Origin of the sequence: Kitasatospora sp. NPDC057940 (genome assembly GCF_042887425.1) — a bacterium.
Taxonomy (GTDB): domain Bacteria; phylum Actinomycetota; class Actinomycetes; order Streptomycetales; family Streptomycetaceae; genus Kitasatospora.
This window is the reverse complement of record NZ_JBHVPH010000005.1, coordinates 226,278-244,383: the sequence shown is the minus strand read 5'-3', so window position 1 is coordinate 244,383 and position 18,106 is coordinate 226,278. Positions and strand designations below refer to the sequence as shown.

General features: G+C 74.6%; 19 protein-coding genes. 11 read left to right on the top strand and 8 right to left on the bottom strand.

The annotated features are described in order from the left end of the window. The first annotated feature begins 60 nt into the window (after positions 1 to 60). Positions 61 to 1,224 carry an acyl-CoA dehydrogenase family protein gene (locus tag ACFVTF_RS11385; protein ID WP_387812180.1) on the top strand — a complete coding sequence of 388 codons (1,164 nt, stop codon included), beginning with the start codon at positions 61 to 63 and terminating at the stop codon, positions 1,222 to 1,224. 127 nt (positions 1,225 to 1,351) lie between these two features. Here ACFVTF_RS11385 and ACFVTF_RS11380 read toward each other — a convergent pair whose 3' ends face one another. Beyond that, positions 1,352 to 1,822 carry a hypothetical protein gene (locus ACFVTF_RS11380; protein WP_363581684.1) on the bottom strand — a complete coding sequence of 157 codons (471 nt, stop codon included), beginning with the start codon at positions 1,820 to 1,822 and terminating at the stop codon, positions 1,352 to 1,354. Positions 1,823 to 2,051: 229 nt separating this feature from the next. Between ACFVTF_RS11380 and ACFVTF_RS11375 the strand changes: the two genes are divergently transcribed. The 4 genes from ACFVTF_RS11375 to fxsA all read left to right on the top strand — a co-directional run bounded on the left by ACFVTF_RS11375 (position 2,052) and on the right by fxsA (position 6,647). Beyond that, positions 2,052 to 2,492 (top strand): Lrp/AsnC family transcriptional regulator, encoded by a 441-nt coding sequence (locus ACFVTF_RS11375; protein ID WP_350883567.1) that lies wholly within the window; start codon positions 2,052 to 2,054, stop codon positions 2,490 to 2,492. Between the two features lie 31 nt (positions 2,493 to 2,523). Continuing rightward, positions 2,524 to 4,137 (top strand): amidohydrolase, encoded by a 1,614-nt coding sequence (locus ACFVTF_RS11370; protein ID WP_387812177.1) that lies wholly within the window; start codon positions 2,524 to 2,526, stop codon positions 4,135 to 4,137. Between the two features lie 235 nt (positions 4,138 to 4,372). Continuing rightward, positions 4,373 to 6,013: an apolipoprotein N-acyltransferase gene (lnt, locus tag ACFVTF_RS11365; protein ID WP_387812174.1), complete on the top strand. Its 1,641-nt coding sequence runs from the start codon at positions 4,373 to 4,375 to the stop codon at positions 6,011 to 6,013. Positions 6,014 to 6,068: 55 nt separating this feature from the next. Continuing rightward, on the top strand, positions 6,069 to 6,647 hold the full coding sequence (gene fxsA, locus ACFVTF_RS11360; RefSeq protein ID WP_371516005.1) for an FxsA family membrane protein: 579 nt from the start codon (positions 6,069 to 6,071) through the stop codon (positions 6,645 to 6,647). Positions 6,648 to 6,783: 136 nt separating this feature from the next. Here fxsA and ACFVTF_RS11355 read toward each other — a convergent pair whose 3' ends face one another. The 3 genes from ACFVTF_RS11355 to ACFVTF_RS11345 form a co-directional block, all read right to left on the bottom strand. After that, positions 6,784 to 7,158, bottom strand: a complete 375-nt coding sequence (locus ACFVTF_RS11355) for an RNA polymerase-binding protein RbpA (RefSeq protein WP_030306127.1) — start codon at positions 7,156 to 7,158, stop codon at positions 6,784 to 6,786. 275 nt (positions 7,159 to 7,433) lie between these two features. After that, positions 7,434 to 9,050 carry a hypothetical protein gene (locus tag ACFVTF_RS11350; RefSeq protein WP_387812170.1) on the bottom strand — a complete coding sequence of 539 codons (1,617 nt, stop codon included), beginning with the start codon at positions 9,048 to 9,050 and terminating at the stop codon, positions 7,434 to 7,436. Positions 9,051 to 9,177: 127 nt separating this feature from the next. After that, positions 9,178 to 9,372, bottom strand: a complete 195-nt coding sequence (locus tag ACFVTF_RS11345; RefSeq protein ID WP_063346460.1) for a hypothetical protein — start codon at positions 9,370 to 9,372, stop codon at positions 9,178 to 9,180. Positions 9,373 to 9,821: 449 nt separating this feature from the next. Here ACFVTF_RS11345 and ACFVTF_RS11340 point away from each other — a divergent pair, with 449 nt between their 5' ends. From ACFVTF_RS11340 to ACFVTF_RS11325, 4 genes are all read left to right on the top strand, one after another. Further along, a complete protein-coding gene (locus ACFVTF_RS11340) occupies positions 9,822 to 10,247 on the top strand; it encodes an ankyrin repeat domain-containing protein (RefSeq protein WP_387812168.1) in 426 nt (141 codons plus the stop codon). Between the two features lie 23 nt (positions 10,248 to 10,270). Continuing rightward, a complete protein-coding gene (locus ACFVTF_RS11335; RefSeq protein WP_387812165.1) occupies positions 10,271 to 10,783 on the top strand; it encodes a GNAT family N-acetyltransferase in 513 nt (170 codons plus the stop codon). A gap of 46 nt (positions 10,784 to 10,829) precedes the next feature. After that, on the top strand, positions 10,830 to 11,903 hold the full coding sequence (locus ACFVTF_RS11330) for a serine hydrolase domain-containing protein (RefSeq protein WP_387812162.1): 1,074 nt from the start codon (positions 10,830 to 10,832) through the stop codon (positions 11,901 to 11,903). 113 nt (positions 11,904 to 12,016) lie between these two features. Then, positions 12,017 to 12,514: an NUDIX domain-containing protein gene (locus tag ACFVTF_RS11325; RefSeq protein ID WP_387812159.1), complete on the top strand. Its 498-nt coding sequence runs from the start codon at positions 12,017 to 12,019 to the stop codon at positions 12,512 to 12,514. 33 nt (positions 12,515 to 12,547) lie between these two features. Here ACFVTF_RS11325 and ACFVTF_RS11320 read toward each other — a convergent pair whose 3' ends face one another. From ACFVTF_RS11320 to ACFVTF_RS11310, 3 genes are all read right to left on the bottom strand, one after another. Further along, complete coding sequence (locus ACFVTF_RS11320) at positions 12,548 to 13,198, bottom strand: vitamin K epoxide reductase family protein (protein WP_387812156.1); 651 nt, start codon at positions 13,196 to 13,198, stop codon at positions 12,548 to 12,550. Positions 13,199 to 13,266: 68 nt separating this feature from the next. Then, positions 13,267 to 14,088: a DsbA family protein gene (locus ACFVTF_RS11315; RefSeq protein WP_371515999.1), complete on the bottom strand. Its 822-nt coding sequence runs from the start codon at positions 14,086 to 14,088 to the stop codon at positions 13,267 to 13,269. A gap of 136 nt (positions 14,089 to 14,224) precedes the next feature. Further along, positions 14,225 to 14,899 carry a hypothetical protein gene (locus tag ACFVTF_RS11310; protein WP_371515998.1) on the bottom strand — a complete coding sequence of 225 codons (675 nt, stop codon included), beginning with the start codon at positions 14,897 to 14,899 and terminating at the stop codon, positions 14,225 to 14,227. Positions 14,900 to 15,183: 284 nt separating this feature from the next. Here ACFVTF_RS11310 and ACFVTF_RS11305 point away from each other — a divergent pair, with 284 nt between their 5' ends. After that, a complete protein-coding gene (locus ACFVTF_RS11305; RefSeq protein ID WP_387812153.1) occupies positions 15,184 to 16,071 on the top strand; it encodes a CHAD domain-containing protein in 888 nt (295 codons plus the stop codon). A 34-nt stretch (positions 16,072 to 16,105) separates the two neighbouring features. On the opposite strand, the gene ACFVTF_RS11300 is transcribed toward ACFVTF_RS11305, so the two are convergent. Beyond that, positions 16,106 to 16,885: a uracil-DNA glycosylase gene (locus tag ACFVTF_RS11300; RefSeq protein WP_387812150.1), complete on the bottom strand. Its 780-nt coding sequence runs from the start codon at positions 16,883 to 16,885 to the stop codon at positions 16,106 to 16,108. 172 nt (positions 16,886 to 17,057) lie between these two features. Between ACFVTF_RS11300 and ACFVTF_RS11295 the strand changes: the two genes are divergently transcribed. Continuing rightward, positions 17,058 to 18,029 (top strand): SPFH domain-containing protein, encoded by a 972-nt coding sequence (locus ACFVTF_RS11295; protein ID WP_387812147.1) that lies wholly within the window; start codon positions 17,058 to 17,060, stop codon positions 18,027 to 18,029. Positions 18,030 to 18,106: the final 77 nt, after the last annotated feature.

Here is an 18,106-nt window from a genome sequence, read left to right as displayed (position 1 = left end):
CACCCGCGCCGGACCAGCCACACCACGCTCCGGTGCCCGATCGAGGAGGCGACCGCCGCCATGACCCCGTCCCCAGCGAAAGCCGTGGAGCGCCAGCTGCCCAGCGAGGAGGCCCACGAGCTGCTGAGCCTCACCCGGGACCTGGTCCAGCGCGAACTGCAGCCCCGCGCGGCCGAGGACGAGGCCGCCGGCCGCTTCCCGCGCGAGGTCTTCCGCACCCTCGGCGAGGCCGGCCTGCTCTCCCTCCCCTACGACGAGAAGTACGGCGGCGGCGGGCAGCCCTACGAGGTGTACCTGCAGGTGCTGGAGGAGCTGGCGGCCGGCTGGCTGGCCGTCGGCCTCGGGGTGAGCGTGCACACCCTCTCCTGCCACGCGCTGGCCGGCTTCGGCACCGAGGAGCAGCGCGGCCGGTGGCTGCCCGGAATGCTCTCCGGCGAGCAGCTCGGCGCCTACTGCCTCTCCGAGCCGCAGTCCGGCTCGGACGCGGCCGCGCTGCGCACCCGCGCCGACCTCGACGGCGACGCGTACGTGGTGAACGGCACCAAGGCGTGGATCACCCACGGCGGCCGGGCGGACTTCTACAGCGCCCTGGTGCGCACCGGCGACGAGGGCTCCAAGGGCATCAGCTGCCTGCTCGTCCCGGGCGACGCACAGGGCCTGTCGGCCGCCCAGTCGGAGCACAAGATGGGCATGCGCTCCTCGCCGACCGCGCAGCTGCACTTCGACGCCGCCCGGGTCTCCCGGGAGCGGCTGATCGGCGAGGAGGGTCAGGGCTTCCAGATCGCGCTCGCCGCACTGGACTCCGGCCGCCTCGGCATCGCCGCCTGCGCGGTCGGCGTCGCGCAGGCCGCGCTCGACCTCGCGGTCGACTACGCGCGCACCCGCCGTCAGTTCGGCCGCCCGATCGCCGAGTTCCAGGGCCTGTCCTTCATGCTCGCCGACATGGCCACCCAGATCGAGGCCGGGCGGGCGCTCTACCTGTCCGCCGCCCGGCTGCGGGACGCGGGCCTGCCGTTCTCCAAGGAGGCGGCGATGGCCAAGCTGTTCTGCACCGACGCCGTGATGCGGGTGACCACCGACGCGGTCCAGGTGCTCGGCGGCTACGGCTACACGCAGGACTTCCCGGCCGAGCGCTACATGCGCGAGGCGAAGGTGCTGCAGATCGTCGAGGGCACCAACCAGATCCAGCGGCTTGTGATCGGTCGTCACCTCACCAAGGGCTGAGCCCCCCACGAACGGCCTCCGGCCGTCACTCCAGGGTGCGGAGTGACGGCCGGAGGCGTCTTCGTTTCTGCGTCAACCCGCCTGCGCGGGAGGGCGGATCAGCAACCCGCCCGCGCGGGCCGGCGGATCAGCGCCGGACCAGGCGGCGGCGCTGCTCGGGGATGGCCGAGATGACCGGGACGGCCGGGGCGACGACGGCGGTCCGCGTCGGCCGGTGCGCCACCGCGTGCGAGAACGGCTGGGTGCGCCAGTCGAGTTCGGTGGGGAGCCGGAACAGCGCGTCGAGCCCGGCGGGTTGGGCGTCCTCCGGGGTCTCCACCTCGGCGAGGTCGTCGGTCGGGGTGCCCGAACCCGGGCACAGCGCGGGGGTGAAGGGGTTCCAGGCGGTCGGCAGCAGCGCGTGCTGCGGCAGCCGCTCCTCGTCGGCCACCAGGGCGATCGGGCGGCGGCACTCGGGGCAGTGCACCCGGAAGATGTCCCAGGTCTCGGCCTCGCCCGGGTCGATGCCCGGGACGTGGCCGTGATCGACCGCGAGGTCGTCGCGGCCGGTCGTATCGTCGGTCTCGTCGGCGCCCAGGGCACGCTGGTCAGTCGGCATGAGGATCCCCCTCGGATCGGGCCCGGCGTGGTCGCCCGGGGCCACAACCAGCACTTCCCTCCGATTCGGGCTCATAACCCTGCGGTCCGGTGCACCGTGATGCACCGGGTGTGTCCTTGGCCACATCCACTGCCACATTCGCCTGGCATTTGCCCGCGTGACACCTGCGGGCACCCGATGTGACACCGCGTGCGCCCCCCGTGCCCCCGACCGGGTAGGTTTGCGCACTGTGGAGGATCTCGACCAACGCATCGTCCAGCTGCTCCTAGAGGACGGCCGGATGAGCTACACGGACCTGGGCAAGGCCACCGGCCTGTCCACCTCGGCGGTGCACCAGCGGGTGCGCCGCCTCGAACAGCGCGGGGTGATCCGCGGCTACACCGCGATCATCGACCCCGACGCCGTCGACCTGGCGCTGACCGCGTTCATCTCGGTCAAGCCCTTCGACCCCAGCGCCCCGGACGACACCCCCGAACGGCTGGCCGGCCTGCCCGAGATCGAGGCCTGCCACAGCGTCGCCGGCGACGAGAACTACATCCTCAAGGTGCGCGTCGGCGCCCCCGGCGACCTGGAGGACCTGCTCGCCCGCATCCGCAGCGCCGCCGGCGTCTCCACCCGCACCACCGTCGTCCTCTCCACCCCCTACGAGGCACGACCCCCGAGGCTCTGAGGACGAACCCCGCAGGTGCAGACTTAGCGGCATGACCGAACGCACTTCCCGGACCGTCCTGCTGCGCGGCGGCGCCGTCTACAGCCCCGCCGACCCCTTCGCCACCGCGATGCTCGTCGAGGGCGAGCACATCGCCTGGGTCGGCAGCGACGGCGCCGCCGAGGCGTACGCCGCCACCGCCGACGAGATCGTCGAGCTGGACGGCGCCCTGGTCACCCCCGCCTTCGTCGACGCCCACGTGCACGCCACCGCCACCGGCCTGGCGCTCACCGGCCTCGACCTCACCGGCAGCCCCTCGCTGGCCGCCGCCCTCGCGGCCGTCACCGCCTTCGTCGACGCCCGGCCCGAGCCCGGCGGGGTGCTCATCGGCCACGGCTGGGACGAGACCGGCTGGCCCGAGGGCCGCCCGCCCACGCTCGCCGAACTCGACGCCGCCGCCCGCGGCGCCGCGCTCTACCTCTCCCGCACCGACGTGCACTCCGCGCTCGCCACCACCGCGCTGCGCACCCTCGCCCCCGGCCTGGCCGAGCACCCCGGCCACACCGCCGACGGCCCGCTCACCAGGGACGCCCACCACGCCGTCCGGCGGACCGCGCTCGCCCACCTCACCCCCGAGCAGCGCGGCCGCGCCCAGCGCGCCACCCTCGCCCGCGCCGCCGAACTCGGCATCGGCGCGCTGCACGAGTGCGCCGGCCCGGAGATCTCCTCCGAGGCCGACCTGACCGCCCTGCTGGCCCTCGCCGCCGAGGGCGAAGGCCCCGAAGTCTTCGGCTACTGGGGCGAGTTGGGCGGCGTCGAGACGGCCCGCAGGATCGGCGCGGTGGGCGCCGGCGGCGACCTCTTCGCGGACGGCGCACTGGGCTCGCACACCGCCTGCCTGCACACCCCCTACGCCGACGCCGAGCACACCGGCACCGCCTACCTGACCGCCGAGCAGGTCGCCGACCACGTCGCCGCCTGCACCGAGGCCGGGCTCCAGGCCGGCTTCCACGCCATCGGCGACGCGGCCGTGGCCGCCGTCCTGGACGGCGTCCGGGCGGCCGGCGAGCGGGTCGGCGCCGGGCGGGTCAAGGCGCTGCGCCACCGCGTCGAGCACGCCGAGGCGCTGGACGACGAGTCCGTCGCCGCCTTCGCCGAGCTCGGCCTCACCGCCTCCGTCCAGCCCGCCTTCGACGCCGCCTGGGGCGGCCCGGAGGGCATGTACGTCCAGCGCCTCGGCGCCGAGCGGGCCGCCGGGCTCAACCCCTTCGCCGCCCTGCTGCGGGCCGGCGTGCCGCTGGCCTTCGGCTCGGACGCCCCGGTCACCCCGCTCGACCCCTGGGGCACCGTCCGCGCGGCGGCCTTCCACCAGACCCTGGACCACCGGATCTCCGTCCGCGCGGCCTTCACCGCGCACACCCGCGGCGGCTGGCGCGCGATCGGCCGCGACCAGGACGGCGTGCTCGTGCCCGGCGCCGTCGCCAGCTACGCGATCTGGGCCGCCGCCGAACTGGTCGTCCAGGCCCCGGACTCCCGGGTGGCGGGCTGGTCCACCGACCCGCGCTCGGGCACCCCGGGCCTGCCCGACCTCACCCCCGGCCACCCGCTGCCGGCCTGCCTGCGCACCGTCGTCCGCGGCCGCACCGTCCACCGGGCCGCCGAGTAGAGCCGAGCACGCCCCCGCGAGCTGCCCGCCCCGGACTCCCGCCCGGAGCCCGTGGGCGGGCAGCACCGCGCCTCCGACCCCGCCGCCCGGCCGGGGGCGTGTGCGGCAAGGCCCGCCGGGCCGTGAGGCGCTGACCGGGCTACCACCCTGACCTCACGCTTCCCCGACCTTCCGGGGTACCTTCTTCGGACAGCGTCCGAACAGCAAGATCCAGGAAGATGGTGCGCCGGTGGCCATGCCCGTCACCCAGGAGCGGCCGGGGGCCGCACCCGAGCCGGCGGAGTCGGCGCCCAGGCCCGGCCGGGCCGCCCGCGCCGTCGCCAAGGTCCGGGCGGGCCTTCCCCGCACCGGCCTCGCGGCCCTGGCGGGTCTGCTGCTCGCGCTCGCCTTCCCGCCCTTCGACCTGTGGCCGCTGTCGCTGCTCGGCGTCGCCGCGCTGTCCCTGCTCACCCGGGGCCGCACCGTCCGCCAGGCGGCCTGGACGGGCTTCGCCTTCGGCCTGCCGTTCTTCCTGATGCTGCTCAGCTGGCTGCGGGTGGTCGGCTGGGACGCGACGGTCGGCCTGTCGGTCGTGGAGGCGCTGTTCCTGGCCGTCCTCGGCGGCGGTCTGGCCCTCACCTCCCGGCTGCCGGCCTGGCCGCTCTGGGCGGCCTGCCTGTGGATCACCCAGGAGTGGGCGCGCGACCGGCTGCCGTTCGGCGGCTTCCCGTGGGGGCGGCTGGCCTTCGCCAACACCGCGACCCCGTTCACGCCGCTGGCCGCGCTCGGCGGCGCACCGCTGGTGACCTTCGCGGTCGCCCTCTCGGGCGCCCTGCTCGCCGGCGCCGCGCTGCGCCTGCGCGGGCCGCGCAGGACCCCGAGGGCCGCCGCGCTGGCGGGGCTGGGCGCGGTGGCCGCGCTGCTGGCCGGGTACCTGGTGCCGGTGCCGACCGCACCGGCCGACACCGTCAAGGTCGCCATCGTCCAGGGCAACGTGCCCAACCCGGGCATGGACTTCCTGGGCCGCCCGATGATGGTCCTCAACAACCACGCGGTGGCGACCGAGCGGCTGGCCGCGGACATCGCCGCCGGCAAGGTCGAGCGCCCCGACATCGTGATCTGGCCGGAGAACTCCTCCGACCTGGACCCGTTCAGCGACCCGCTCGCCTACCAGCGCATCGACCAGGCCGTGAAGACGGTCGGCGTGCCCACCCTGGTCGGCACCCTGGTGGACGGCCCGGACGCGCAGCACGTCCAGAACGAGGGCATCGTCTGGGACCCGAAGACCGGCCCCGGCGCCTCCTACACCAAGCAGCACCCCGTCCCGTTCGGCGAGTACGTGCCGTTCCGCGCCCAGCTGATGAAGGTGATCACCCGGCTCCAGCGGGTCGCCCGGGACTTCTACCCCGGCGACCACAACGGCGTCATGCAGCTCGGCCCGGCCCGGATCGGCGACGTGATCTGCTTCGAGGTCGCCTACGACGAGATCGTCCGCGACACCGTGGACAGCGGCGCCCGCGTCCTGGTGGTCCAGACCAACAACGCGACCTACGCCAAGACCGGCCAGCCCGAGCAGCAGCTCGCGATGAGCCGGCTGCGCGCGGTCGAGCACGGCCGGGCCGTGCTGATCGCCGCCACCAGCGGCATCAGCGCGGTGATCGCCCCGGACGGCACGGTCCAGCAGCGCACCGCGGAGCTGACCGCGGCCGAGCTGTCGGCGGTCGTCCCGCTGCGCGACGGCACCACGGTCGCCGACCGGGTCGGCGCCGCTCCGGAGTGGACGCTGGCCCTCGCAGGCCTGCTGGCCTGCGGTGCGGGCGTGCTGGTCGGCCGCCGACGGAAGGCCGGCGCCGGAACACCGGCCGCCGGGGAATCGTTGGACCAGGTGGTGCCGTAGCCGGCCCGGACCTCCCGTGCGGCGCGCAGAGCACTGCTTGGAGTGGATTCGTACCGTGACCCAGCAAGCTACCCCCGCCCGTCCGGCCCCGCGCGGCAAGCTCCGCCGGGTGCTGCCGCTGCTGATCACCGCCTGGCTGGTGCTGGAGATCTGGCTGCTGGTCCAAGTGGGCTCGTGGCTGGGTGGATTCGTCGTCGTGCTGCTGCTCATCGCGGGCGCGCTGATCGGCGGTTCGCTGATCAAGCGGGCCGGGCTGAAGGCGCTGTCCGCGGCGATCGAGCAGAGCAAGGACCCGAAGTCCGAGCAGCCCGAGACCGGCACCAGCCTGACGGTGCTGGCGGGCCTGCTGCTGATCGTCCCGGGCTTCCTGTCGGACCTGGTGGCGCTCACCCTGCTGTTCCCGCCCACCCGGGCGCTCTGGCGGGCCGGTGGCCGCCGGGTGGCCGACAAGGCGCTGCGCAGCACCGTCGCCGCCGGGGCCGACCCGTTCGCGGACGCGATGCGGCTGCAGGAGCAGCTGCGCATCCACCGCCCGGACGGCAAGGTGATCCAGGGCGAGGTGGTGGAGCCCGGTGACGGCCCGCGCGGTCCGCAGGGCCCGGACACCACCTACCGCCCGCCGATCTCGGGCTGACCGCCCCTCCCGGGGGCCCCAGGGCCGACCCTGGGGCCCCCGGGAACGCGAGGCGGGAACGGCGAGGCGGGAACGCGAAAGGGACCCTGGTGACCAGGGTCCCTTTTCGCGTCCTCCCGCCGTGGCGGGAGCGAGGTCAGGCGCTCTTGCGGGTGTCCCGCGGGTGCACCGCGAGGTTCATTCCGCCGGAGCGGAGCACGGCCAGTCGCTCGGCCAGTACCTCCTCCAGTTCCTCACGGGTCCGGCGCTCCATCAGCATGTCCCAATGGGTACGCGTCGGCTTGACCTTCTTCTCTTCCGGCTCGTCGCCGTCGAGAAGCACCGCCTCCTGGCCACAGAAGCGGCATTCCCAGGCCTGGGGGATCTCCGCCTCGACCGAGAAAGGAACCTCGAATCGGTGTCCGTTCTGACATGCATACTCGACGGTCTGGCGGGGAGCCAGATCGATACCGCGGTCGGTCTCGTAGCTAGTGGCCCCGAGTCGCGTGCCGCGGAGAGCTCGCTCGCTCATGAATCGTGCCTCCCGGGCTTATGGCCCACAGGACTAGTGGTCGCTGTTCTTCGTCGTTCGGTCAACGCTCGGCTTCCGACGAAGATTCCCGTCCGGGGACATGCGTCGTCTGTCGTGCCGCCCCTGTTTGTACCCATCGGCGCCCGATTTGTCACATCTGGCCGTGGATATCACCCTAGGTGTCACCTATTTCACATCTGGTGATCGGTCGGCCTTTCCGTGACGAGCCTACCGGGGCGGGATTCGACGACCGCCGCCGCCCCCGTCCGCCGCGGTCAGGAGATCGGGCGGGAACGGATCATCGGCTCGCCCTTGGCGAGGTCGATCGGGTGGGTCCGGGAGGCCGGGTCGGCGGGCAGGACCAGCGGCGGGTGCTCCGGCCGGGGCGGCAGGTCGGCGGCGGCCTCGGTGCGGGTGTCGCGGTGCGGCAGCAGGGCGATCACCGCGTCCCGCAGCTGGGTCGGGGCCTCCTCGTCCAGCGGGTCGACGGTGGCGGGCACCTGGAGCCGGACGGGGGTGCCGTTGCCGATCCGGGCGTAGCCGCGGCCGGCGGGGGCGTGCGCGGCGGGCACGATGTCCAGCGGCGCGCCGAGCACGGCGTGGCCCTCCTCGGGCCCGGTGGGGCCGAGGACGACCCGGGCCCGGGTGGTGGAGCGCACGGTCGGGGTGATCCGGCCCCAGGCCTCGACGTCGTCGGCGATCACCACGGTGACGCGGGCGGCGCGGCCGTGCCGCAGCGGCAGCTCCAGCAGGTCCTGCGGGTCCGGGCGGCCCTCGGCGTGGGCGAGCTCGCTCAGCTCGGTCGGGTGGTCCAGGAGCAGCCAGAGCGGGCGGGTGGCGTCCTCGGGGGGCGCGGTGCCGGCGTGCCGGGCGGCGTTCAGCGCGGCGAGCCGGCGCTCGGTCTCCTGCGCGGCCCACTCCAGCGCGGCCAGTGCGCCGTGCAGGCTGGTCTCCACGGTGTGCACGCCGGGCCGGTTGACCAGGCAGGCGTGCTCCCCGGTGCCCGCGCCGTCGACCACCACCAGGTCCCCGTACGGGAGCGCCTGGAGCGCGATCGAGCGGATCAGGCTGGAGGTGCCGTAGCCGGTGACGCCGAGCGCCAGCAGGTGCGGCTCGGCCGAGCGGGGGCCGGTGCGCCAGACGACCGGCGGCTGCTGGGCGATCGCGCCGCCCTGGGCGACCGGGATGGTCCGGGCGGTGCCGTCCTCGTCGGTGAAGCCGAGCACGATCTCGCCGGGGGCGGCCACGAAGCGCTGGGCGACGATGTCGGCGGGCAGCGGGGTGAGCGCGGCGATCCGCAGCCGGTTCGATTCCTCGTCCCAGTCGAAGCGGTACTCCCGGGCCCGGCCGGCCTTGCCCTGGACGACCTGCTCGATCCGGGCCCGCGCGCTCGGCTCGGTGTCGGTGAAGTACGCCGGGTAGCCGAGTTCCAGCCGGGAGAGGCGGCCCTCGTCGTCGAACTCCCAGGAGCCGAAGGCGCGCTTGTAGTGGCCCTCGTAGTGGTACAGCGGGTTGGCGTCCTCGGGGCCGCACAGGTACGGCGTGAGCGCCGCGTAGAGCGCGCCGAGCTTGATGTCGGCGACGTCCGGGGCGGGCGGGGCGGGTGCCGGCTTGGGGGCCCGGCCGGCCCAGGCGGAGCTGGCCATCAGCGCGATCAGGGCGAACAGCAGGCCGTGCGGCAGCAGGTAGACGCCGACCAGCATCGCGGCGGAGAGGAACAGCGTCGGGCCGCGGCGCTCCTTCGGGGTGGCGTTCCAGCGGTCCTTGGCCCAACCCGCGTGGTGGCGCAGTCCGCGGCCGATCACGGAGAGCGGGGCGAACATGTCGGAGGCGTGGTCCCCGGCGGTTCGGGCGAACTCGCGGCCCTTGCTGAGATGGCGTTGGAGCGGCATTCCTTGACTCCCCGGGCGAGTGGGACGGGTCGGGTGGCGGGGGCGGAGCCGGTATGACGGGACCCGGGGCGGTGGGATCCGCGCCCGGGCCCGTGCGGGGGAGTGGCAGCGCCTGGAACGTGGACCGCTAGAACTTGAGGCCGCCGAGCAGGCTCGCCAGGCTGGCGCCGCCGGCGGTGATGCTCGGGGCGATCGAGGAACCGGCGACGTAGAAGCCGAAGAGGGCGCAGACGACGGCGTGGGAGACCTTTAGCCCGTCCCTGCGAAAGAACAGAAAGGCGATGGTGCCGAACAGGACGATGCCGGAAATCGAGAGGATCACGTTCTGCTCCTCGGGGAGGGGGGACCGGGACGGTGTTACGGAAAGTGCGCTAATCGTGACAAAAAGTAATAGATGATGGAACGGTGCAAATGGGTGGTTTCCCGTTCAACGTCGCCCTGGAGTTCGGGCCAAGGCGGGCGGACCGGCCGGGGTGGGGCCGTGTCCCGCGCAGTTCCGGTGCGGCGAGGCATTCCCGCCGGGTGGGCGGGAGGTTTCCGGGGGGTCGGGGAAGTTCGCCCGGATGGCCGCCGTTCGAGGGCCGCCATCCGCCATCCGGACGCGCGCTGGCCCGGCCCGGCGCCCGGCCGCTACGGTGCGGTACGCGCAGCTCCTCCAGCCGCACTCCTCCAGCGACACTCCTCCACCGTGGCTCTGCCGCCTGCGGACCCTGTGGAACCCGCAGAACCTGTAGAACCCACAGAGCCCGCAGACCGGAAAGGCCGCCCGCCATGACCGACGCCGCCAACCAGCAGCCCGCCGACGCCCCCGGGGCCCCCGACGCCGAGGTGATCGCCCTGGCCGGAAAGCTCTTCGACGCCGCCCGGGCCGGCGAGACCGACACCCTGGCCGCCTACGTGGACGCCGGCGCGCCCGCCGACCTCACCAACGACCGCGGCGACACCCTGCTCATGCTCGCCGCCTACCACGGCCACGCCGCCACCGTCGAAGCCCTGCTGACGCGCGGCGCCGACCCGAACCGCGCCAACGACCGCGGCCAGACCCCGCTCGCCGGCGCCGTCTTCAAGGGCGCCGAGGACGTGCTGACCGTCCTGCTGGACGGCGGCGCCGACCCCACCGCCGGCACCCCGAACGCCGTCGACACCGCACGGATGTTCGGCAAGGGCGAGCTGGTCGCCCGTTTCGGGGCCCGCTGACCCAGGTCGTAGGCTCTTCCCTCATGAAGAGCACCACCATGGAGGCCGGAACCGTCGAGTTCCGCGTCACCGGCTACGCCCACCCCGACGCCCAGGCCCTGTCGGCGGAGGTGCAGCAGGAGTACGTCCGCCGCTACGGCGACCCCGACGAGACCGTGCTGCACCTCGACGACTTCGACGCGCCGGCCGGCCTGTTCCTGGTCGCCTACCTCGACGGCCGACCGGTCGCCTGCGGGGGCTGGCGGGCCAAGCAGGCCGGGCCGGACGGGCTGCGCGACGGCGACGTCGAGCTGAAGCGGATGTTCGTGGTCCCCGCCGCCCGCGGCCGCGGCCTGGCCCGGGCGGTGCTGCGCCGCCTGGAGCAGACCGCCGCCGAGGCCGGACGCACCCGCGTCATCCTGGAGACCGGCACCGAGCAGCCCGAGGCCGTGGCGCTGTACGGCTCCGAGGGGTACGCGGCGATCCGGAAGTTCGGCATCTACCGCGACCACCCGCAGAGCATCTGCCTCGGCAAGGAACTTCCCGCGGCGGCCTGACCGGCCCGCCCGCCGGGTAGGCTCACGGCACCTCTGAGGGGGGACGATGAGCCAGCAACCGCCAGGAGCCGACCGGCTCCCCGCCCTGGCCGCGCCCGGTGGGGAGCTGGACCGGCTGGTCCGGGGCGGCGTGCGCGCCGTCGGGGCCGGCGCCGTCTGGGCCGTCGGCGATGCCGGGGGGACGCTCGGCGGCGGCGCGCACGGCGTGCTCGGGCAGGGCCCGTACGCCCGGCTCGCCCCCGGGCCGGACACCCGGTACGACCTCGCCAGCCTCACCAAGATCATCGCCCTCTGGCCCTGCGCCGGAGCGCTCCGGCAGGCCGGGCGGCTCCCGCTCGACGCACCGCTCGGCCACTGGTGGCCGCCCGCCTCCGGACGTCCCGTCGGAGCGGTGACGACCCGTCAACTCCTCGCACACACCGCAGGAATGCTCCCGCGCACCGGATTCGAGCAGCTCTACGGGCGCGACCTCGCGGCGATCCGGGCCGGGGTGATCGCCGCCCCGCTGCACCGCGCCCCCGGCGCGGCCGTCGAGTACACCGACCGCGCCGCCGTCCTGCTCGGCTACCTCGTCGAGGACCTCGGCGGCGCACCGCTGGACGAGCTCGCCGCCCGCTGGATCTGGCGGCCGCTCGCCATGGCCGACACCCGGTACGGGCCGCTCGGCCCCGCCGACACCGCCCGCACCGCGCCCACCGAGTACGACCCGCAGGTCGGGAGCCACCTGTGCGGCGTCGTCCACGACCCCTCGGCCCGGCTGCTCGGCGGCGTCTCCGGCAACGCCGGGGCCTTCTCCACCGCCCGCGACCTCGCCCGCTTCCTCACCGCACTGCTCGCCCCGCCGCCCCAACTGCCCTGGGGAGAGGCCTGGATCGCCGAGTCGCTGCGCGAACAGACCGGCGGCCTCGCCCCCGCCCGCGGCCTGTCCTGGCTGCACGCCCCCGGCACCGACCCCGCCGAGGGCACCTTCGTCCACTACGGCTTCACCGGCACCGGCATCTGGATCTCCCGGCGGCTCGGCCGCTGGGCGCTGCTGCTCACCAACAAGGTCCACTACGACCGCGGCATCCAGCCGCTCACCGACCTGCGCAACGCCTACCGGCGGGCGGTCTTCGGGTAGTCCCGTTCCCGCGTCGAGTACCCGATCGGGTGGATTAGGTACGAACCGCCCGATCCGGCAAGGGGGTTGCGGCAGAGTGGCCACCGCGACGGGGCACCGGCGGAGGAGGCGCGATGACGGACACCTGGCTCTCGGAACACGACTGGCTGGCCGGGCTGCTGCGCGCCTACGTCGGCTGCAGCGTGCTGCTCACCGGCGAAGACGGCGACGTCCTGCTGCTGAAGGCCAGTTACCGCGCCCAGTGGCAGTTCCCCGGCGGCGGGATGGACCCGGGCGAGGGCCCCGCCGAATGCGCCGCCCGCGAACTGCGCGAGGAGACCGGGCTGGTGGTCGGCGAGCTGCGGCTGCTCGTCGTCGAGTGGCGCGATCCGATCCCCGGCCAGGGCGAACACGCCCACCCCGCCGTGCAGTTCATGTTCGACGGCGGAACGGTCCCGGCCGGCGCGACGATCCGGGTGCAGGCCGAGGAGATCGCCGAGTACGGGTACTTCACCCCCGCCCGGGCGGCCGCACTGCTGCACCCCTGCGCGGCGCGCCGGCTCACCCGGGCCCTGGCGGCCCGGCGCACCGGCGCCACCGCGCTGCTGCACTCCACGGGGTACGTCGGCTGACGATCCGTCAAACACGCCAACCCGTCGGGCCCGTCAGACCAGCGTGCTCCAGTAGTACCAGAACCGGTTGAGGATCAGCAGCGCGATCACCGCCGCCCACAGCACCGGCACCGCCCAGTGGTAGCGCGCCGCCTCCCGCACGACCGGCCGCAGCCGCGGGCCCACCGGGATCACGCCCGTCCGGAGGTTGTGCAGCGTCGTGTACCAGAACAGCGCCACCACCGTCGCCCACACCACCATGCAGTACGGGCAGAGCGCGCCGATCCGGTACAGCGCCTCGTCGATCAGCCAGTGCACGAACACCACCCCCAGCAGGGTGCCCGCGTGCAGGCCCAGCCAGAACCAGCGCCGGTACGCGGCACCGGCCAGCAGCCCCGCCCCGACCGCCGCCAGCGCGCCGAAGGCGGCCAGCCCGAGCAGCGGGTTCGGGAACCCGAAGACCTCCGCCTGCTCGGTGCGCATCACCGAACCGCAGCTGATCACCGGATTGATGTTGCAACTGGGGACGTAGGACGGGTTCTCCAGGATGCGGAGCTTGTCGAAGGTCAGGACGGCCGAGGCGGCCAGCCCGATCAGCCCGCCGAGGAACAGCAGCAGGGAGAACGCCCGGCCCGCGCCGACCGGCGCACGGCCGGCGTCGCCGGGGACGGGAGGGGAGAGGTGCACAGAGGTAGCGGCGGTCATGGCAGCACACTCCGGTGGCTGGGAGGAGCCGGCCCGGCCGGGGTTCGGCCGGGCCGGTGGTGCCGTGCTTACTGCAGGCCGGCGGCCTGCTTCACCTGGGCGGTGAACTGCTCCGGCGTCACCGTGGACTGGCCGCTGAACAGCGTGATCGGCTTGCCGTCCACCTTGACCGTCGGGGTGCCCGTCACCCCGCTGCCGTTGAACGCCTCCGCGACCTTCGCCGCCCACGGCGCGTACGTCTTGTCGGTGACGGCCTTCACGAAGGCGTCCGTCTTCAGCCCCGGCACCTGGCCGGCCAGGTCGAGGATGTGGTTGACGTTGCCGAAGTCGTCCTTCCGCTCGTCGGGCTGGTTGGCGTACAGCACGTCGTGGAACTGCTTGAACTTGTCCACGCCCTCGTTCAGCGCGGCGCCCGCGGCGGCCAGCGCGGTGCGCGAGCCCTTGCCGCCGAGGGCGTTGTCCAGGAACGCCGCCAGGTGGAACTCCACCTTGACCGAGCCGTCCTCGGTCAGCTTCTTGACCGCCTCGCCGTTCGCCGCCTCGAAGTGCTTGCAGACCGGGCAGCGGAAGTCCTCGTACACCTCCATGGTGTGCGGGGCGTCGGCCTTGCCGTAGGTGATCACCGTGCCGCCCGGGCCGGAGGCGTTCGCCGGGACGACCAGCTCGGTCGGCGCGGACGCGTCGGCGGCCGCCTTCGAGTCCTTCTTGCCGGACGCCGAGTTGATCGCGACCGCCGCTCCGCCCGCGAGGGCGAGCACCGCGACGGCGGACACCGCCACGACGATCCGCTGACGGCGCTTCGAGGCCGCCTGCTCGATGCGCTGCGCCTCCTGGATCCGCTCACGGGCACTGATGCGCTTGGCCTGCTGCTTGCTGGGGGTCTGAGCCATGGAAGGTCAACTCCTGTACGCGGCGCGCGGATGCGCGCGGGAAACCGCACCGGGTGCGGCGGGATCGAGTGAACGCGGGAGTTGTGCGCGCTGCCTGCGGACGAACGTGCGCGGCGGCCCTACGGCCTCGGGCGGGTCAGCAGGCAGGCGCGAGAACCGGCGGACCACGCCGGGGAGCCGGGCTCAGCACCACGTCCTCGCGGCGCGGCCGCACGCGGTCCGACACCGGCAGCGGCACCCGCAGCACCGGCCGGACCGGAGCCGGGAGCAGCAGCAGGACCAGGGCGCGCAACGGGCGGGTCAGCGACTGGCGCAGCGCGCGCAGCGACCGGGCCAGACCCGTCAGGGCCGCGTCGCCCAGCCGCAGCCAGGCCGCGGCGGCCAGCGCGATCACCAGGTGCACCAGCAGGAGCAGCACCTGCGTCGCCGCCGGGGCCAGCGGCCCCACGTGGCCCAGCGGACCGGCCAGCAGCGACCCGTCCACCGAACCGCCGCCACACACCAGCAGGTTCACACCGCGCGCGGGCACGTGCTCGGACAGGATCGGCCCACAGCCGGCCTGCCCCAGGTTGAACGTCGTGTTGAGCAGCAGCTCGACCGGCACCAGCACACCGGAGATGTGCAGCAGCCGCCGCTCCCCGCCGGCCAGCGCGGCCGCGACCAGGAAGACGACGGCGGTCGCGGCCGCCACCAGCGAGAGCGGCAGCGGGCGACCCGTGATGACCACCTGGCCCAGCGCGGACAGCGGCACGGCGAGCGCGGTGAACACCGCGGCCCGCAGGGCCCTGATCGCATGGGTGGAGGTCGTCACGTCCCGGAGTATGCCACGACGCTTACATCCGGCACGAGGGCGCGTACCCGGGGAGTGGAAGCGTTGCCCGCCGGAGGCCGTTCGTTCACCAGCCTGACGTGCGCTCAGCCGGGACCGCCTCGCCGGTCGTGCGGATCGGCGTCGGGCCCGCCGCGCGGTCTTCCCTGGCCTGCCCGTCCCCGTCCGGGCCTGCTCGTCCCCGTCGCGGTCCTGGTCGTCGTCGTGCGCCCGGACCCGTAGCCTGGAAGGCGTTCCCGGCGACCCCGAAGAGGGGGTGAGCGCTCATGGCGCGACCGACCACCACGGTGGGGCAGGTGCTGCTGGACCGCCTCGGGGCCCAGGCGGAGGTACTGGCCGGCCTCGACGACGCCGTCCGGGCGGACGAACCGGACGCGGTGCACCGGATGCGGGTCGCCTGCCGGCGGCTGCGCAGCGCCCTGCGGACCTTCCGGCGGCTGTTCGCCCCCGGGGCCACCGACCACCTGGTCGCCGAACTGCGCTGGCTCGCGGCCGCCCTCGGCCGCGCCAGGGACGGCGAGGTGCTCGCCGAGCGGCTGGCCGCCCAGGCCCGGGCACTGCCCGCCGAGTGCCGGCCGGAGCGGGTCGCCGCGGAGCTGGAGCGGTGGGGGCGGGTCGAGTACCGGCAGGCGTGGCCCGAGGTGCTCGCGGCCCTCGACAGCCCGCGCCGCCGCGCCCTCGCCGACGCCCTCGCCGCCCTCCTCGCCGACCCCCCGCTGCGCCGCCGGGCCGGGCGTGACGCCGTCCCCGAGCTGGCCCGGATCGCCGAGCGCGAGCAGCACCGCACCGGCGAGCGCGTCCGGGCGGCCCTCGACGCCGGGGCCGGGCCCGCCGAGCAGCGCGACCGCGCCCTGCACGAGGCCCGCAAGGCCGCCAAACGCGCCCGCTACGCCGGCGAGACCGCCGCCCCGGCGGTCGGCGCTGCCGCCGAGCGGTACACGGACCGGATGAAGGCCGTCCAGGAACTGCTGGGCGAGCACCAGGACGCGGTGATCGCCGCCGACACCCTCGCCGGGCAGGCCGCCGACAGCGTCGAGCCCTTCGGCCTCGGGGTGCTCTACGCCCGCCAGCTCACCGCCGCCGAGACGGCCCGGTCCCGGCTGCCCCAGGTGTGGGACCGGGCGGCGGGGCGCAAGCTGCCGCGGTTCGGCTAGAGCGTGCCCGACCTGGACCCGTGTGCCGGCGGGCCTACTCCTGCGCCGGGTCCAGCCCGGCCGACCGGGCGGCGGTGCGGAGCAGGGCGCGGAGCATGGGGGTGGTGAGGCGGCCGGTGTTCGTGTTGCGCGGGCTCACGTGGTAGCAGCCGTACAGCTGGAGGGCGGGGCCGCCGTCGGTGGCGGGGAGGACGGCCAGGGCGCCGTGGCCGAAGGCGGGTCGGGGCCGGGGGACCTGCCAACCGGCCTGCGCGAGGGCGGGCAGGAGGGCCTGCCAGGCGAAGCCGCCGAGGGCGACGACGGTCCGTACGGTGGGGCGCAGCAACTGGAGTTCGCGGGTGATCCAGGGGCGGCAGGTGTCGCGTTCGGCGGTGCTGGGCTTGTTGTCGGGCGGGGCGCAGCGGACCGGGTCGGTGATGCGGACGCCGTGCAGGCGCAGGCCGTCGCCGTACCGGACGGATTCGGGGCGGTTGGCGAGCCCGAGGTCGTAGAGCGCGGCGTAGAGCAGGTCGCCGGACGGGTCGCCGGTGAAGATCCGGCCGGTGCGGTTGGCGCCGTGGGCGGCGGGGGCGAGGCCGACCAGGACGAGCGGGGCGTCGGGCGGGCCGAAGCCGGGGATCGGGCGGGCCCAGTAGTCCCAGTCCAGGTAGGCGCGGCGCTTGGTGCGGGCGGTCTCCTCGCGCCACTCGACGAGGCGCGGGCAGGCCCGGCAGTCGGTGACGACGCGGTCCAGCGCGGTGAGCGAGGTGGCGCGGGCGGCGGCCTCGGCGGGGTGGCGGGGGTGGCCGGGGTCGTCGGCGGCGGACTGCGGCATGGCCACGATCCTACGGTCCGTCCTCGGCCCCGTACCGAGCTCGCGCCGGCCGTGCCCGGGCAGGCGTAGCGTTGAATCAGCTGCTCCGGCGGCCCCCGGCTGGGCCGGGTCGGCGACGGCCGGGGCTGGCTGGTGCGCGAGGAGGCCTCGCCGAGGCCGCAAGGAGGCCGCGATGATCGTCGATGCGGTGCTGGGTGCCATCGGGGGGCTGGTCGGGCTGGGGGCGATCTGGGCGGGCCTGAGCGTGCGGGTCGTCCAGCAGTTCCAGAAGGGAGTGGTGTTCCGCTTCGGCCGGGTGCGCAGGGAGGTGCGCGAACCCGGGCTGGTGGCGCTGCTGCCGATCGCGGACAAGCTGCGCAAGGTGAACGTGCAGATCGTGACGATGCCGATCCCGGCGCAGGAGGGCATCACCCGGGACAACGTGACCGTCCGGGTGGACGCGGTGGTGTACTTCCGGGTCGAGGACCCGGTGAGGGCGACCGTCAACGTGCAGGACTACCAGTTCGCGATCTCCCAGGTGGCGCAGACCTCGCTGCGCTCGATCATCGGCAAGAGCGAGCTGGACGACCTGCTGGCCAACCGCGAACCGATCAACCAGGGGCTGGAGTTGATGATCGACAGCCCGGCGCTGGGCTGGGGCATCCAGATCGACCGGGTGGAGATCAAGGACGTCGCGCTGCCGGAGTCGATGAAGCGCTCGATCGCTCGGCAGGCGGAGGCCGAGCGGGAGCGGCGGGCGCGGATCATCACGGCGGACGGCGAGTACCAGGCCTCGGCCCGGTTGTCGGAGGCGGCGGCGGTGATGAGCGCGACCCCGGCGGCGCTCCAACTACGGCTGCTGCAGACGGTGGTGGAGGTGGCGGCGGAGAAGAACTCGACGCTGGTGCTGCCCTTCCCGGTGGAGCTGCTGCGCTTCCTGGACAGCGCGACGGACAACCAGCAGCGGGCCGCGGTGAACGCCGCGGCGGCAGCGGCGAAGGCCGCCGAACGGGCTGCCGTGGAGCGCGAGGAGACGGCGAAGGAGGAGGTCGAGCAGGACCGGTCGCAGCACGAACTCCCGCCGCTGGAGGAATTGTTGGACCAGTCGCCGCTGCAGGGGGCGGACGCGCCGGGCGGGCGCGCGGAGCCGGACCAGGCGGCCTGACCGGTGCCCGGTGGCGGCCTCCGCGGGCCCGGACCAGGATGGAACAGGGGGCGGGAAGCCAGGCCAGGAGGCGGGAC